The sequence below is a fragment of the Polymorphospora sp. NPDC051019 genome (assembly GCF_040683055.1).
Lineage (GTDB): Bacteria > Actinomycetota > Actinomycetes > Mycobacteriales > Micromonosporaceae > Polymorphospora > Polymorphospora lycopeni.
The window spans coordinates 105,701-119,969 of the sequence record NZ_JBFBCH010000009.1; the positions used below are offsets into that span (position 1 = coordinate 105,701).

Here is a 14,269-nt window from a genome sequence, read left to right on the forward strand (position 1 = left end):
CGCCCGACCGCACAATCGGCCAATCGGGTAATCGGGCAATCGGGCAATCGGCCGGATTGGGCGGTTGGTCGGCAGGCGCGAGTGGCCGGGGCGGGCGGTCGGCCGGGGCGGGTGGCCGGACTAGGCGGTCGGCCGGGCCGGGTGGCCGGACTGGACGATCGGCTGGCCGGCGTGGGTGGGGTCAGGGTGGGGGCATCAGGTGGGGAGGGCGGGGCCGGGGGTGACGAGGTCGGCCATCAGGTCGCCGTACCGGTCGACGCGGTCCAGGACCTCGGCGGCGGTGAACGGGCGGACGGCCCGGGCGTCGCCGTCGGCCGCCGCCTCGACCTCGGTCCAGGTCAGCGGGGTGGAGACGAAGGGTTGCGGTTCGGCGCGCAGCGAGTACGGCGCCACGGTCGTCTTGGCCGCGTTGTTCTGACTCCAGTCGATGAACACCTTGCCGGGACGCAGGTTGCGGGCCATCTTCGAGGTGATCGACTTCGGTGCCGTCCGTTCCAGTTCCTCCGCGATCCGCCGGGCGTAGTCGCTGACCACCTCGGCGGACTGCCCGGCGGAGATCGGGCAGCACAGTTGCATGCCCTTCTTGCCCGACGTCTTGGGCTGGCTGACCAGGCCGTCGGCGGCTAGGCGTTCGCGCAGCAACAGCGCGACGCCGCAGCACTCGCGCAGGCCGGCCGGGCGACCCGGGTCGAGGTCGACCACCATCAGGTCGGGGTGGGTGCCGATCCGCCACTGCGGGGTGTGCAACTCCAGGGCGGCCAGGTTGGCGAGCCAGACCAGGGTCGGCAGGTCGTCGGCGACCACGTAGTCGATTTTCTCCCGGTTCTTGGTTGAACCGGGTGCCGGCAGGCGCTCGGTCCGCACCCAGTCCGGAGTGCTCGCCGGGGCGTTCTTCTCGAAGAAGAACTGCTGGTCGACGCCGTTGGGATAGCGGATGCGGGTCAGTGCGCGGTCGCGCAGGTGTGGCAGCAGGACCGGCGCGACGCGGGTGTAGTAGTCGATCACCTCACCCTTGGTGAACCCGCTCGCCGGGTAGAGCACCTTGTCGAGGTTGGACAGGTCGAGTTCGCGGTCGCCGACCTCGACCCTGATCCGGTCACCACTCGCCATCGACGTCCTCCGGTCGCAGGTCGGGGCGGCGCCGCAGGAAGCGGGGGAAGCGCAGCCGGCCGTCGGGGGTGCGCTGGCCGTACTTCACCTCCACGACCACCTCGGGGCGTACCCAGTGGGCGCCCCGGGCGTCCTCGCGCGACACTCCAGGGGCGAACGGTGAGGCGTCGGCGCGGCGCGGTTCGAGTTCGGCGAGCAGGTCGCGCTCGGCGGCCGCCCCGATGCCGCCGCCGACCCGGCCCCGGTAGGTGAGCCGCCCGTCCGGGCCGGGCACCCCGACCAGCAGCCCGCCGAGCCGGCGGGCGCCGGGTCGCCAGCCGCCGACGACGAAGTCGGCGGTCACCTCGACCTTGGTCTTGACCCAGTCGGGGGTACGCACCCCCGCACGGTAGGCGGAGTCGAGCCGTTTGGCGACGACTCCCTCCAGGCCGTGTTCGCGGGCGGCGGCGTAGGTCGCGGGGCCGTCGGTGAACGTCGGAGGTACCGCCCAGCGTGGTCCTGCGAGGTCCAGCCCGTCCAGTTCCGCGCGCCGCTCCCGATAGGTCCGTCCGGTCAGGTCCACGCCCCGCAGCCGGAGCAGGTCGAAGATCATGTACATCGCCGGTACGGTCGCCGCCAGCCGCGCCGCGCGGCCCGGGTCGCGTACGTGCATCCGCTCGGCCAGCGCGGTGAACGACGGCACGCCACCCTCGTCGAGCACGACGATCTCGCCGTCGAACTGGACGTCGTCGAACAGCCTGGTCAGGGCGGTGAACTCGGGGTAGGCGACGGTGATCTCGACCCCGGACCGGGCGAAGAACCGGCCGCCGCCGGCGGCGACGTCGGCCAGCGCCCGGACGCCGTCCCACTTGAACTCGTAGCCCCAGCCGGGGCCGGTGGGCAGGTCGCCGGTGACGGCGAGCATCGGCTTACGCGGCGGGGCCGGCACCTGCCCATCGTAGGACGAATCCGGCCTGGCCAGGCCACACATCCGCCAGCCGTCGGAGGGAAACCCTCCCGCTCGGGGCCCCCCGGTGCGATCCTGGTCTATACCGGGCTGCTCCGGCCCCGGTACGGCGGATTTCCACAGGTCAGGCCGGGTATCTCCAGCGGTGGAGCGGGGTAAGGAGCGACATGCGGGCTATCTGGAAGGGTGCCGTCTCGTTCGGTCTTGTCTCGATCGCGGTCAAGCTCTACTCGGCCACCGAGGAAAAGGACATCCGCTTCCATCAGGTGCACCGCGAGGACGGCGGCCGGATCCGCTACAAGCGCACCTGCTCGATCTGCGGGGAAGAGGTCAAGTACGACGACATCGCCAAGGGCTACGACATCGGCGGTGGCGAGATGGTGATCCTCACCGACGAGGACTTCGCCGACCTGCCGCTGACCACCTCGCACGCCATCGACGTCATGGAGTTCGTGCCCGCCGAGCAGGTCGACCCGATCCTCTACAACAAGGCGTACTTCCTGGAACCCGAGGGTGCGGCCACCAAGCCGTACGTGCTGCTGCGCGACGCGCTGACCGACTCCGACCGGGTCGCGATCGTCAAGGTGGCGCTGCGGCAGCGCGAACAGCTCGCCACGCTACGAGTCCGCGAAGGCGTACTGCTGCTCAACACGATGTTGTGGCCGGACGAGATCCGTAAGCCGTCGTTCGGTTTCCTCGACGACGACATCCAGGTCCGCCCGCCGGAACTGGCGATGGCCAGTTCGCTGATCGACTCGATGGCCGGCGACTTCGAACCCGACGCGTTCACCGACGACTACCGCGCCGCGTTGCAGGAGGTCATCGACGCCAAGGTGGAAGGCCGCGAGGTCGTACAGCCCGAAGAGGTGGAGGAGGCGCCGGCGGCCGCCGTCGACCTGATGGCGGCGCTGCGGGCCTCGGTCGAGCGGGCCAGGGTCGCCCGGGGCGAACCCGCCGAGGAGGCGCCGAAGAAGGCCCCGGCCAAGAAGGCGGCGAAGAAGGCGGCGCCCCGAAAGGCCGCGAAGAAGACGGCGGCCAAGAAGGCGGGGTCCGCCCGGACCCCGACCCGCAAGACCGCCTGACCGCCGTCCCGGCGGGCTCAGCCCTGACCGAGGCGCTCGGTCGGCGTGATCCGTACGATCACCCGCTGCTCGCCCGGCTTCCGCATCGGATACGTCGGCTGGCCCAGGTATTTCTGTGCCATCTTGTCGATGTGCTCGTCGGCCCCCTCGTCGACGAACTCGGCCGTCCCCTTCACCCACAGCGTCCGGTAGTCGTTGTTCTTGTCCACCACCGACACCGCCACCCGCGGGTCGCGCAGGATGTTGTCGTATTTCACCCGGCCCTTGGCCGTGTTGAAGATGATCCGTTCGCCGTCGGTGTCCACCCACACCGGCGTGACGTGCGGCGAGCCGTCGGCCTCGATGGTGGCGACGTGGGCGAGGTGTGGCTCGTTGAGCAGGGCGACATCGGCCTCGGTCAGAATCGACATGGACCCGAATCTACAGCGACCGCGAGAAGGGCGACGGCGGATGACGGATCAGCCGATCAAGGTCACCCGGTCGCGCATGCTCGCCTACCGGGTGGCGGCGCAGCAGCTCGACCGGGCCGGCGCCGATCCGGCCGCACTCGCCGTGCTCGACCTCCGCGTGCAGGACACGCCGTACGGGTCGGCCCGCCAGGCCCGGGACCGCGAACTGCTGCTGCCCGACCGGCAACGGCAGCGGCAGGTCCGGCGGGCGGTCGCGGCACCGGGCGCGTTGCTCGTCGACGGCGAGATCGCCGGCACCTGGCGGGCCCGGCTGGCCAACCGCAAGCGCCTCGATGTCACCGTGCCCCCGTTCGAACCGCTGTCGGCCAAGGTGCGCCGGAAAGCCGAGGTGGAGGCCGAGCGGCTGGCCGCCGTACGTGGCGTGCCCGACGTGCTCCTGACCGTCGACTGAGCGGGCGCGGCCCGGTCAGGGGCAGGCGGTGGCGCGCAGCGGGCCCGGTGCCGGCTGGCCGTCCAGCGAGGTCGGGTCGATGCTCCAGGCCCGGGCCAGCCGCATGACGTCGTCCTCGGCGACGAGGATGTCGGTGTCGGTGTCGACCTCCGGTGGCAGGCCGATCGCCCGTTCGGCGTCGTCGGGGTCGCCGCGCCACTCGGTGACCTCGCCGGTCTCGCCGATGTAGCCGAACGCCCGGACCGACACGCCGTCGACGGCACGTTCCCAGCGGTGCACCTCGGACACCCGGTAGGTGGCGAAGAACTGCACCTCGGTCTGCATGATCGCGGACAGTTCGATGACGTCGACGGCGGAGCGCGGGCCGAGCAGCCAGCGTCCGGTGGCCAGCAGCCAGTGTGAGCCACGGGCGCCGGGCAGCGGCGGGGTGAGCACCAGCCGGTCGTCGGTCAGGTAGGCCAGGTCGATGCCGTCCCGCCAGGGCACGGTGCCCAGGTCACGCAGTCCGAGTACGGTGACCACCGCCGCCGGGTCGCCGTCCCGGACCGCGAGCCACGCCTGCTTGTAACCGAACCCGACCATGGTCTCACCCATGCCCCGCACGTTACCGACCGCGCACCCCGCCCACTGCCCAGTCCGGCGGGCCGCCGCGCGGTCATCGGCCGCCTCTAAGGTGATCTGATGGCGTACCTTCCGTGGGCGGAGTCCTACCTGGGGCAGCTTCGCGCGCTTGCCGGCGACCGCACCCTGATGTTCGTCGGGTCGCGGGCCGTGGTCCGTGACGACGGTGGCCGGGTGCTGCTGATCGAGCGTTCGGACAACGGGATCTGGGCGTTGCCGGCCGGGGCGATGGAGCTGGGCGAGTCGATTTCGGACTGCGTGATACGTGAGGTGTGGGAAGAGACCGGGCTGACCGCGACCGAGGTGACGCCGTTCGCGTTCTACACCGGCCCGGACTACACCCACACCAACATGTACGGCCACAACTACCAGCTCTTCGTGGTCGCCTTCCGGGTCGACCGATGGGAGGGCGAGCTGGCCCGGGTGACGACGGAGAGCACCGACGCCGGCTTCTTCGCCGCCGACGCCGTACCCGCGCCGATCTCCCCGGTGGTGGCCGAGGTCCTCGCCGACCTGGCGACGTTCGAGGAGACGGGCCAACTGCTGATGAAGTGAGCGGCCAGCGTGAGCGAGCGAAGCGAGTAGGCGTCAGATCATCGTCTGCGACTTGGCTTCCATCTCGGCGGCGGCGTCGTCGTGCGGCTCCTTGCGCAGGGCGTCGTCGCTGGCCGCGGGCATGGCGCCGCGCAGTTCGTGGTCGGGCAGCAGGACGGTGACCGCGACGGCGACGATGGCGATCAGCCCGGCGACCAGGAAGACGACGTGCAGCGAGTCGACGAACGACTCCTGGACGGCGGCCCGGATCGGGTCCGGCAGGGCGAGGATCACCGAGGGCTCGTTGACCGAGAAGCTCGTGCTGGAGGCGCCGGCGAAGGCCGCCGCCTGCTCGGGCGGGAGTTGGGCGATCGCCCCCGGCATCCGGTCGGCCAGTTCGGTGGTGAGCCGGGCGGACAGCACCGCGCCGAGGATCGCGACGCCGAACGAGCCGCCGAGCGAGCGGAAGAAGGTGACCGCGGACGTGCCGGCGCCGAGGTCGCGGGGTGGTACGCCGTTCTGTACGGCGAGGACCAGCGACTGCATGCACAGGCCCAGGCCGACGCCGATGACGACCATGAACCCGAAGGCGAGCCAGAGTGAGGTGTCGACCTCCAGGCGGGTGAAGAGCAGCATGCCGACCAGCAGTACGACGGAGCCGGCCACCGGGAACCACTTGTAGCGGCCCCGGCGGCTCATCGCCCGGCCGGAGAGCACCGAGGTGACGATGACGCCGGCCATCATCGGCAGCATCAGCAGGCCGCTGCGGGTGGGTGAGGCGCCCTTGACGATCTGGAGATAGAGCGGGATGAAGATGATCGACCCGAACATCACCAGGCCGAGCACGAAGCCGGCGGCGTTGGCCAGGGCGAAGGTCGGGATGCGGAAGAACCGCAACGAGAGGATGGGTTCGGCGACCCGGGATTCCTGGAACAGGAACAGCAGCGACAGCACGCCACCGGCGACGAACAGGCCGATGATGACCGGCGAACCCCAGGCGTACTCGTTGCCGCCCCAGCTCAGGGCGAGCAGCAGGCAGCTCACGGCGGCGACCATGAGGGCCGCGCCGAGCCAGTCGACCGCGTGGTCCCGGCGCTGGAACGGGACCAACTTCATGACCTGATAGCAGACGAGGATGGCGACCACGCCGAGCGGAACGTTGATGAAGAAGATCCACCGCCAGTCGGTCTCGGCGAAGTATCCGCCGACCAGCGGGCCGGCGACCGAGGAGACGCCGAAGACCGCGCCGAACAGCCCCTGGTAGCGGCCGCGCTCCCGGGGCGACACCACGTCGGAGATGATCGTAAAGGCGAGCGTCATCAGGCCGCCGGCGCCGATGCCCTGGATGCCCCGGGTGACGATGAGCTGGGTCATATCTTGGGCGAAGCCGGCGAGCAGCGAGCCGAGGACGAAGGTGCCGATGGAGAAGAGGAAGACCGGCCGGCGGCCGTAGAGGTCGGCCATCTTGCCGTAGAGCGGGGTGGAGGCGGTGGATGCCAGCAGGTAGGCGGTCACCACCCAGGAGTAGTGGTTGATCCCGCCCAGCTCGCCGACGATGGTCGGCAGGGCGGTGCCGACGATGGTCTGGTCGAGCGCGGCGAGCAGCATGCCGGTCATCAGCCCGACCATCAGCAGCAGGATCTGCCGGTGGGTCAGCCGCGGCGTGGCGGTCTGGTCGACGGTGGTCATGGTGCGTTCTCCCCGTTGTTCGCCGGTGCCGGCACGGCGGGCGGTACGGCTATCGATTCGTTGAGGCGGGCGAACAGGCGGGCGAACTCGTCGCGCTCGTCCGGTGTCCAGTCAGCGAGGGCGTCGCGCAGGGCGGCCACCCACTGTGCGCGGTAGCGCCGGTAGGACTCGACGCCGGTGGCGGTGGCGGTGATGACGCTCGCCCGGCGGTCGGCGGGATCGGGGCTACGGGTCACCAGTCCTCTGGTCTCCAAGGCGGTGACCTGACGGCTGACCGTCGACAGGTCGAGTTCGAGGTCTTCGGCGAGCGCGGTGAGCCGGGCGGGGCCGGCGGAGCCGAGCCGGCTCAGCAGCGTGTAGGCGGACCGCTCCAGGCCCTGATCCGGTCGGAGCCGCTGGTAGAGCAGGTTCACCCGTCGGTAGAACAGCCCGATCGACCGGCCGATCTCGACGTATTGGGCGTCCGGGTCGTGCGTCGTCTGCATCGCCACCCCAAAAAAGCTTGCTTGCTACAAGCACTCTGCCACCGGCGACGCTGGCTTACCCACGGAACCGGCTGTGATTCGGGCCATGGGGAAACCCGCTCGACACGGCACGGGCGATCGGTCAGCATCTCGTCCGTGAAGACGGGCCTGCTCCGGCGCGTGGCGCTGGACGTCACCCCGCTCAAGACCTCGCGCGACTACCGGTTCCAGTTCGCCGCCAGCGGAATCTCCGCGTTCGGGGCGTTCATCGCCTACGTCACGATCCCCTACCAGGTCTTCCTGATCACCGACGATCCGCTGTTGGTGGGCCTGATCGGCGTCTTCGAACTCGTACCGCTGCTCTTCATGGCCTTCGTCGGCGGCGCGCTCGCCGACTACCTCGACCGGCGGCTGATCGTCATCGGCGGCGAGGTCGCCTTCACCGCGCTCTGCGGGGTGCTGCTGCTCAACTCGCTGTCCGACGAGCCGCACCTGTGGCTGCTCTACCTGGTCGCCGCGCTGACCGCGGCGGTCGACGGCGTACAGCGCCCGGCGATGGAGAGCCTGACGCCGCGGCTGGTCAAGCCCGAGGAGATCCCGGCCGCCAGCTCGCTCAACGCGCTACGGATGCAGGTGGCCCAACTCGGCGGACCGGGTGTCGCCGGCATTCTCATCGCCTCGGTCGACCTGACCTGGGTGTACGCCATCACCATGGGCACCCTGGCCGTGTCACTGGTCTTCCTGACCCTGATCAGGGCGGTGCCGCCGCCACCGGACGCCGACCGGCCGTCGCTGCGGTCGGTGGTGACCGGCCTGCGGTACGCCCGCAGCCGCCCCGAACTGCTCGGCACCTACCTGGTCGACATCAACGCGATGTTCTTCGGCATGCCGCAGGCGCTGTATCCGTTCATTGCGGAGAAGTTCGGCGGCCCGGCGGTGCTCGGCCTGCTCTACGCGGCCCCGGCGGTGGGCTCGCTGGTCGCCACGGTCAGCTCGGGCTGGACCAGGTACGTGCACCGGCACGGGCTGATGGTCGTGCTCGCGGCCGGGGCGTGGGGTCTGGCGATCATCGGCTTCGGGGTGGTCGACACGCTCTGGCTGGCGGTGCTCTTCCTCGCCCTGGCCGGTGCCGCCGACATGATCTCCGGCCTCTTCCGCATGATCATCTGGAACCAGACCATCCCCGACCACCTGCGCGGCCGCCTCGCCGGCATCGAGATGCTGTCGTACACGACCGGCCCACTGCTGGGGCAGCTCCGCTCCGGCCTGTCCGCCCGCTGGCTCGGCATCAACGGCTCGATCGTCTCCGGCGGGGTGCTCTGCGTGCTCGGCACCGTGGCCCTGGCCGCCCTGATGCCGTCGTTCCTGCGCTACGACGGGCGCGAGGGACGGGCCCGCAAGGAGGCCGAGGACGCGGCCTGGGCGGCAAAGGCGGGCAGCGGCCCAGCCCCGTCCTGACCCGGCAGGGCCGCCCCGGGGAGCCGACCGGCGCCCGGGACGGCCCCACGGCAGGCTCAGCTACGTGCCCCGGCGAACTCCTTGACGATCGTGCGGCAGAAGGCCGGCAGGTCGTCCGGCTTCCGGCTGGTGACCAGCCCCCGGTCGACGAAACACTCCTCGTCCACCCAGGTGGCCCCCGCGTTCGTCAGATCCGTACGCAGGGTCGGCCACGAGGTCAGCGTGCGCCCCTCGACCACCCCGGCGTCGATGAGCGTCCACGGCGCGTGGCAGATGGCGGCGACGGGTTTGCCCGCGTCGAAGAACCCCCGGACGAACCGCCGTACGTCGGTGTCCGTACGCAGGAAGTCCGGGTTCGCCACGCCGCCGGGCAGCACCAGGGCGTCGTAGTCGGCGACGTCGGCGTCGGCCACCACCCGGTCGACCCCGTGGGTGCCGCCCTTGTCGAGGTGCTCGAACGCCTGGATGGTGCCGGAACTCAACGAGATCAGGTCGGCCGTCGCACCGGCCTCCTCGACCGCCGCCCGCGGCTCGGTCAGTTCGATCTCCTCGACGCCGTCGGTGGCGAGGAAGGCGATCCGGCGGCCCTGAAGTGTCGTACCCATGGTTGATCTCCCGTCTCGTCGGTGGCTCCCTTTTTCAATCTCCGCAGGTCGGTGGCCCAAACACCGGCCCGCGTCGTCCGCCTCACGTTTGACCCGCGGCACCGGCGGGGATGCGCAGCGGCATGTCAGAGGTCGCCGCCGTCGTCGACAACTGGGCCGACCGGGAGGTGCTGGTCGTCGGCGACGCCATGCTCGACGAGTGGCGGTTCGCCGACACCGACCGGCTCTGCCGCGAGGCGCCCGCCCCCGTACTCACCCTGCGGCACCGGCTGGCGAGCGCCGGCGGGGCGGCGAACACGGCCGTCAACGTCGCCGCGCTCGGCGCCCGGGCCACCCTCGTCGCGCCGGTCGGCGCGGACACCGCCGGCGGCGAGGTCCGCGCCTGCCTGGACCGGGCCGGGGTACGTGACCACACCCTGCTCCGCCCCGGCCACCCCACCCCGGTCAAGCGCCGCCTGCTCGCCGCCGACCAGATCCTGGTACGCGAGGACGAGGGCGGGCCGGCCGGGCCGCTGCCGGACGACGCCGTACGGCTGCTCCTCGACGCGCTGGCCGATAGCGTCGACGAGGTCACCGGCCCCGGCGCCGCCCTGGTGATCTGCGACTACGGGCTGGGCGCGCTGCCCGGGCCGGTACGCGCCTGGCTGCTCGCCCACCGGCACCGCTTCGACACCGTCGCGCTCGACGCGCACGACCTGGCTCCCTGGGGCGGCCTCGCCCCGACGGTGGTGACCCCGAGCCTCGGCGAGGCACACGCGGCGCTGCGGCCCGGTTCCGGGCCACCCCCCGGCAGCCCGCCGGGGCCGGCCGCCGGGTCGGCGGAGCGGGTGGCGCTGGCCGAGTCGTACCTGCCGGAGCTGCGCCGACGGACCGGGGCCGACGTCGTCGCGCTCACCCTCGACGTCGACGGGGCCGTGGTCAGCGACGGGGTCGGGAGCCCGTACCGCAGCCATGCCGACCCGGTGCCGGCGAGCCACGCGGTCGGTGCCGGCGACGTCTACCTGGCCGCGATCACTCTGGCCCTGACCACCGGGGTGCCGGCCGGGGTCGCCGCCGGGATCGCGCAGTCGGCCGCCAGCCACACCCTGGACGGCCCCGGCACCTGCGTCTGCGACCGGGACCGGCTGGTCGCCGCGCCCGGCCCGACCGGCACCACCCGGCGTCCGGTCGTCGACGCCGCCGCCCTGGTCGCCGCGGTCGACCGGCGGCGGACGGCCGGCGCCCGGATCGTCTTCACCAACGGCTGCTTCGACATGCTGCACCGCGGCCACGTCCGGTTCCTCGAACAGGCGGCCGAACTCGGCGACGTGCTCGTGGTGGCGGTCAACTCCGACGACAGCGTCCGCCGGCTGAAGGGGCGCGACCGGCCGGTGAACCCGGTCGAGGACCGGGTCGCCGTGCTCGCCGCGCTGTCGTGTGTGGACCACGTGGTGACCTTCGCCGCGGACTCGCCGGCCGACCTGCTGCGCGCGGTCCGGCCCGAGGTGTATGTCAAGGGCGGCGACTACCCGCCCGATCTGGTCCCCGAGGCCCCCCTGGTCCGTGGGCTCGGCGGCGAGGTACGGATCCTCGGGTACGTACCGGACCGCTCCACCTCGGCGATCATCGAGCGGATCCGGTCCAGGAGCAGGGTTGGCAGCCTTGACCCGGCCGATTGACCCCGGCGAGCCGGCCGCCTTCCGGGCCGGCCGGCTGCTCGACGTGCTCATCCCGACCCGGAACCGGCCCGCCGAACTGGCCACCACGCTGTCCGGGCTGGCCGGACAGCCCGGCCCGGCCGGATTCGGGGTGCTGATCAGCGACCAGTCCGACGGCGAGCCGTCATGGGCGCATCCGGCAGCCGCCGCGATGGCCCGGGTGCTGCGCCACCGTGGCCATCCGGTGCTGCTGGCCCGGCATCTGCCGGCGCGGGGCATGGCCGAGCAGCGGGCCTTCCTGCTCGCCGGTTCGGCGGCCCGCTACGTGCTCTTCCTCGACGACGACGTGTGGCTCGAACCCGGGGCGGTGGACCGGCTGGTCACCGCCATCGGGCGGCTCGGCTGCGGCTTCGTCGGCAACGCCGTACAGGGCCTGTCCTATCTGGATGACCTGCGGCCGGCGGAACAGGCGGCGTACGAGGAGTGGCCCGGCCGGCCGGAACCCGAACGGATCCGTTCCGGCGGGCCCGGCTGGGACCGGTGGCGGCTGCATTCCGCCGCCAACCTGCTGCACATCGCCGACCGGCTCGGCCTCGGCCCCGGGCAGTGGCGGGCCTACAAGGTCGCCTGGATCGGCGGCTGCGTCCTCTTCGACCGGGCCGGGCTCGTCCGCGCCGGCGGGTTCGACTTCTGGCCCCGGGTGCCCGCCGACCATCAGGGCGAGGACGTGGCCGCGCAGCTACGGGTGATGGAGCGCGACGGCGCGGCGGGCGTGCTGCCCAGCGGCGCCTTCCACCTGGAGTCGCCGACCACGCTCACCGACCGGGGCGTGGAGTGCTGGCAGGTGGTGCTCGGCGACGGGGCCGGCACGGACTACCCGCCGGCGACCGGGCCGGCCGGCCTGCCGGCGACCGGGCCGGGCGTGCCGAGCCGCGCCGGCTGAGTCCGGGCGTGCCGGAGCAGGTCCTCCACGGCGTCGAGGACCTCGCGCACCGTTATCTCGGCGACGAACGACTCCCGGTGGTCGCAGGTGCTGCCGCCGCCGGGCCGGTCCGGGTAGAGGTCCCGGGTGCAGTCCAGCCCGCAGACCGGGCAGTGGACGGTCCACGACTCCAGCGCCCGGTGCCGGCCACGCACCCCCGCCGCACAGTTGATCAGGTTGCCGATCCAGTAGATCCCGACCGTCGGCGTCCCCACCGCCGCCGCCAGGTGCACCGGGCCGGTGTCGTTGGAGACCACCACCGCACAGTCCGCGAAGAGGCCGGCGAGGCCGCCCAGCGACAGCACGCCGACCAGCGGGCGGACCGGGGCACGCGCGGCGGCGCGGACCGCCTCGACCACGTCGCGTTCGGCCGGCGTACCGGTGACCAGCACCTCGAACCCGTCGGCCGCGAGCCGGTCGGCGATCTGCGCGAACCGGTCCGGCGGCCAGCGGCGCCGGGAATCGCTGGCACCCGGATGCAACACGGCCCGCGGGGCGGCCGGAACGCCGACGACCGCCGCCGCCTCCTCCCGGTCGGCGGTGGTGACCCCGATCGACGGGGTCAGCGTGACCGGCTCCGCGCCGACCAGGGCGACCGCCTCCAGATAGCGGACGACCTCCGGTTGGTAGTAGACGTAGCGGAGCCAGCGGTCCAGCGGCGGCGCGTCGGGGGCGCGCAGGCCGGCGGTCAGCCCGGCGCCGAGCCGGCGGACGAACGGGTTGCTGTTGCGCCCGCCGCCATGCAGTTGCAGCACCAGGTCGAAACCCTCCCGCCGGGTGAGGGCCGCGAAGCGCGCCTCCTGCCCGGCCGGATCGGGTTCACCGGGGACCGGCCCGCGTACGCCGCCGGTCGGCGGCACGACGACCACCCGGTCCACCGGACCGGGCCGGCCGGTGAGCCAGTCCGCGTGCCAGGGGGCGCCGAGCAGCACCAGCTCCGCCCCCGGGTACGCGGCCCGCAGCGCCTCCAGGGCCGGCAGCACGAAGATGAAGTCGCCGAGGGCGTTGGCCCGCAGTACGCCGATCCGGCGTACCCCCTCGACGAGGCCGGTGCCGGTCACCAGCCGATCTGCCCGCCGGCGGTGGGAAACGACACGTCCGGCCGGTGCATCTCCCGGTCGGCGACCGGATCGGGGATCGTGACCGGACCGGGTGGGGACTTCGGCTCGGGTGGCGGTGTCCGCGCCGCCGGCTCCGGTCGCGCCCCGGCGGGCCGCTCCGGCTCGTACTGCCGGCGGCCGACGACGATCGTACGGCGCAGCACCCGGGTGCCCCGGGGCAGCGTGACGGTGAGCAGCCCGTGGTCCATCACCGCGTCGACCCGGGACAGGTCCACGTCGGCGGGCAGGTCGATCCGGTGCTCGAAGGCCCGGCTGGAACCCGCGCCGTCCGGGATGCCGTTGTCGGCGTCGACCTCCTCCGGCGTCCGGGCACGAACGCACAGTTCCCGGTCGTCGAGTTCGACGGCGACCTCCTCGGGCGCGACACCGGGCAGCCGTACGACCACCGTGTAACCGCCGTCGGTCGGGGTCAATTCCGCGTCCGAGCGGCCGACCCGACCACCGGTCAGCGTCGCCAGCACCCGGTTCAGCCCGGACCGCAGCGTCCGCAGGTCCTCGACCGGATTCCAGCCCCACTCGGGGCGTGCCTTCAGCAGCGATCGGTTCACCGGTCGCCCCCAGCGCGACCGAGCCGGGTGGCGGACAGCGAGTTGGGGGCGTTCAGGTCGGCCTCCCGGTCGACGCCGACGCCGAGCCGGTCGACGAGTTCGCCGCCCAGCCACGCGGCCACCCCGGTGCCGGCGATGGCCACGATCTCGATGGCCAGCAGCCCGCCGCCGGCCACCCGCTGGTCGGCGGCCGTCCGGACCACCCAGACACCCGCGAACAGCAGGATCATCGCCGTGTTGACCAGGGCGTGCATGACCCCGATCCGTTTGGCCCGGGTGTTGCGCGGGATGGCCCGCAGGTCGACCGCCCCGGCGCCGGCGGCGAGGATGCCGCCGATCAGGCCGACACTGATGTTCCAGTACGCGACCTCGCCGAGGATCCGTGGTCCGCCGGCGACGTCGATGACATCGAAGATCACGGCGGTGACGAACAGCCCGACCGGCAGTGTCACCAGCATTGGATGGACCGGATGGCCCAGCACCTTGAGACGGCTCTCCATTGGTCGTTCTCCCAGCCTCGGCCGGCGCGGCCGCGACAGCCCCGGCGTGGGCCACTGCCGTACCCGTCGAGGGGAGACACAAACGCGGAGGTGGCCCGCTCTCCGGTCGGA

At 72.4% G+C, this 14,269-nt stretch carries 15 protein-coding genes and 1 pseudogene; 6 read left to right on the forward strand and 10 right to left on the reverse strand.

The window, feature by feature from the left end:
• Positions 1 to 195: 195 nt before the first annotated feature.
• Positions 196 to 1,110 (reverse strand): non-homologous end-joining DNA ligase, encoded by a 915-nt coding sequence (gene ligD, locus AB0M79_RS18025; protein WP_364214549.1) that lies wholly within the window; start codon positions 1,108 to 1,110, stop codon positions 196 to 198.
• Complete coding sequence (ligD, locus tag AB0M79_RS18030) at positions 1,097 to 2,038, reverse strand: non-homologous end-joining DNA ligase (RefSeq protein WP_364214552.1); 942 nt, start codon at positions 2,036 to 2,038, stop codon at positions 1,097 to 1,099. The genes ligD (AB0M79_RS18025) and ligD (AB0M79_RS18030) overlap by 14 nt, the downstream gene beginning before the upstream one ends.
• 185 nt (positions 2,039 to 2,223) lie before the next feature.
• Here ligD (AB0M79_RS18030) and AB0M79_RS18035 point away from each other — a divergent pair, with 185 nt between their 5' ends.
• Complete coding sequence (locus AB0M79_RS18035) at positions 2,224 to 3,138, forward strand: Ku protein (protein ID WP_357538244.1); 915 nt, start codon at positions 2,224 to 2,226, stop codon at positions 3,136 to 3,138.
• 17 nt (positions 3,139 to 3,155) lie between these two features.
• Here the strand turns inward: AB0M79_RS18035 and AB0M79_RS18040 are convergent, their stop codons facing one another.
• Positions 3,156 to 3,548 (reverse strand): PPOX class F420-dependent oxidoreductase, encoded by a 393-nt coding sequence (locus AB0M79_RS18040; protein ID WP_364214555.1) that lies wholly within the window; start codon positions 3,546 to 3,548, stop codon positions 3,156 to 3,158.
• Between the two features lie 40 nt (positions 3,549 to 3,588).
• Between AB0M79_RS18040 and AB0M79_RS18045 the strand changes: the two genes are divergently transcribed.
• Positions 3,589 to 3,999 carry a crosslink repair DNA glycosylase YcaQ family protein gene (locus tag AB0M79_RS18045; protein WP_364214558.1) on the forward strand — a complete coding sequence of 137 codons (411 nt, stop codon included), beginning with the start codon at positions 3,589 to 3,591 and terminating at the stop codon, positions 3,997 to 3,999.
• Positions 4,000 to 4,014: 15 nt separating this feature from the next.
• Here AB0M79_RS18045 and AB0M79_RS18050 read toward each other — a convergent pair whose 3' ends face one another.
• Positions 4,015 to 4,593: a hypothetical protein gene (locus tag AB0M79_RS18050; RefSeq protein ID WP_364214561.1), complete on the reverse strand. Its 579-nt coding sequence runs from the start codon at positions 4,591 to 4,593 to the stop codon at positions 4,015 to 4,017.
• An 87-nt stretch (positions 4,594 to 4,680) separates the two neighbouring features.
• Between AB0M79_RS18050 and AB0M79_RS18055 the strand changes: the two genes are divergently transcribed.
• Positions 4,681 to 5,175, forward strand: coding sequence for an NUDIX domain-containing protein (locus tag AB0M79_RS18055; protein ID WP_364214564.1), 495 nt, complete (start codon positions 4,681 to 4,683; stop codon positions 5,173 to 5,175).
• Between the two features lie 33 nt (positions 5,176 to 5,208).
• On the opposite strand, the gene AB0M79_RS18060 is transcribed toward AB0M79_RS18055, so the two are convergent.
• A complete protein-coding gene (locus AB0M79_RS18060; RefSeq protein WP_364214567.1) occupies positions 5,209 to 6,843 on the reverse strand; it encodes an MDR family MFS transporter in 1,635 nt (544 codons plus the stop codon).
• Positions 6,840 to 7,328 carry a MarR family winged helix-turn-helix transcriptional regulator gene (locus AB0M79_RS18065; RefSeq protein WP_364214570.1) on the reverse strand — a complete coding sequence of 163 codons (489 nt, stop codon included), beginning with the start codon at positions 7,326 to 7,328 and terminating at the stop codon, positions 6,840 to 6,842. The genes AB0M79_RS18060 and AB0M79_RS18065 overlap by 4 nt, the downstream gene beginning before the upstream one ends.
• Before the next feature lie 135 nt (positions 7,329 to 7,463).
• On the opposite strand from AB0M79_RS18065, the gene AB0M79_RS18070 reads away from it, so the two are divergent.
• Positions 7,464 to 8,765, forward strand: a complete 1,302-nt coding sequence (locus AB0M79_RS18070; RefSeq protein ID WP_364214573.1) for an MFS transporter — start codon at positions 7,464 to 7,466, stop codon at positions 8,763 to 8,765.
• A 56-nt stretch (positions 8,766 to 8,821) separates the two neighbouring features.
• Here the strand turns inward: AB0M79_RS18070 and AB0M79_RS18075 are convergent, their stop codons facing one another.
• Positions 8,822 to 9,370 (reverse strand): type 1 glutamine amidotransferase domain-containing protein, encoded by a 549-nt coding sequence (locus AB0M79_RS18075; RefSeq protein WP_364214576.1) that lies wholly within the window; start codon positions 9,368 to 9,370, stop codon positions 8,822 to 8,824.
• Positions 9,371 to 9,492: 122 nt separating this feature from the next.
• On the opposite strand from AB0M79_RS18075, the gene rfaE2 reads away from it, so the two are divergent.
• On the forward strand, positions 9,493 to 11,028 hold the full coding sequence (gene rfaE2, locus AB0M79_RS18080) for a D-glycero-beta-D-manno-heptose 1-phosphate adenylyltransferase (protein WP_364214579.1): 1,536 nt from the start codon (positions 9,493 to 9,495) through the stop codon (positions 11,026 to 11,028).
• Positions 11,012 to 11,860: pseudogene (locus tag AB0M79_RS18085) on the forward strand (glycosyltransferase); the annotation flags it as partial. The gene rfaE2 and the pseudogene AB0M79_RS18085, both read left to right, overlap by 17 nt.
• A gap of 20 nt (positions 11,861 to 11,880) precedes the next feature.
• Here AB0M79_RS18085 and AB0M79_RS18090 read toward each other — a convergent pair.
• The 3 genes from AB0M79_RS18090 to AB0M79_RS18100 are packed head-to-tail and all read right to left on the reverse strand — an operon-like array spanning position 11,881 to position 14,158.
• Positions 11,881 to 13,050, reverse strand: coding sequence for a glycosyltransferase family 9 protein (locus AB0M79_RS18090; protein ID WP_364214582.1), 1,170 nt, complete (start codon positions 13,048 to 13,050; stop codon positions 11,881 to 11,883).
• Complete coding sequence (locus tag AB0M79_RS18095; RefSeq protein WP_364214585.1) at positions 13,047 to 13,658, reverse strand: Hsp20/alpha crystallin family protein; 612 nt, start codon at positions 13,656 to 13,658, stop codon at positions 13,047 to 13,049. Before AB0M79_RS18095 ends, AB0M79_RS18090 begins: the two co-directional genes overlap by 4 nt.
• Positions 13,655 to 14,158 (reverse strand): DUF2231 domain-containing protein, encoded by a 504-nt coding sequence (locus tag AB0M79_RS18100; protein WP_357538223.1) that lies wholly within the window; start codon positions 14,156 to 14,158, stop codon positions 13,655 to 13,657. Before AB0M79_RS18100 ends, AB0M79_RS18095 begins: the two co-directional genes overlap by 4 nt.
• Positions 14,159 to 14,269: the final 111 nt, after the last annotated feature.

What these genes read in the sequence shown, in the direction of transcription:
- AB0M79_RS18035 (WP_357538244.1), top strand. Translation starts at nt 2,224, where the DNA reads ATGCGGGCTATCTGGAAGGGTGCCGTCTCGTTCGGTCTTGTCTCGATC.
- AB0M79_RS18040 (WP_364214555.1), bottom strand. Translation starts at nt 3,548, where the DNA reads ATGTCGATTCTGACCGAGGCCGATGTCGCCCTGCTCAACGAGCCACAC.
- AB0M79_RS18055 (WP_364214564.1), top strand. Translation starts at nt 4,681, where the DNA reads ATGGCGTACCTTCCGTGGGCGGAGTCCTACCTGGGGCAGCTTCGCGCG.
- ligD (WP_364214549.1), bottom strand. Translation starts at nt 1,110, where the DNA reads ATGGCGAGTGGTGACCGGATCAGGGTCGAGGTCGGCGACCGCGAACTC.
- AB0M79_RS18045 (WP_364214558.1), top strand. Translation starts at nt 3,589, where the DNA reads ATGACGGATCAGCCGATCAAGGTCACCCGGTCGCGCATGCTCGCCTAC.
- AB0M79_RS18075 (WP_364214576.1), bottom strand. Translation starts at nt 9,370, where the DNA reads ATGGGTACGACACTTCAGGGCCGCCGGATCGCCTTCCTCGCCACCGAC.
- AB0M79_RS18065 (WP_364214570.1), bottom strand. Translation starts at nt 7,328, where the DNA reads ATGCAGACGACGCACGACCCGGACGCCCAATACGTCGAGATCGGCCGG.
- AB0M79_RS18050 (WP_364214561.1), bottom strand. Translation starts at nt 4,593, where the DNA reads ATGGGTGAGACCATGGTCGGGTTCGGTTACAAGCAGGCGTGGCTCGCG.
- AB0M79_RS18100 (WP_357538223.1), bottom strand. Translation starts at nt 14,158, where the DNA reads ATGGAGAGCCGTCTCAAGGTGCTGGGCCATCCGGTCCATCCAATGCTG.
- rfaE2 (WP_364214579.1), top strand. Translation starts at nt 9,493, where the DNA reads ATGTCAGAGGTCGCCGCCGTCGTCGACAACTGGGCCGACCGGGAGGTG.
- AB0M79_RS18060 (WP_364214567.1), bottom strand. Translation starts at nt 6,843, where the DNA reads ATGACCACCGTCGACCAGACCGCCACGCCGCGGCTGACCCACCGGCAG.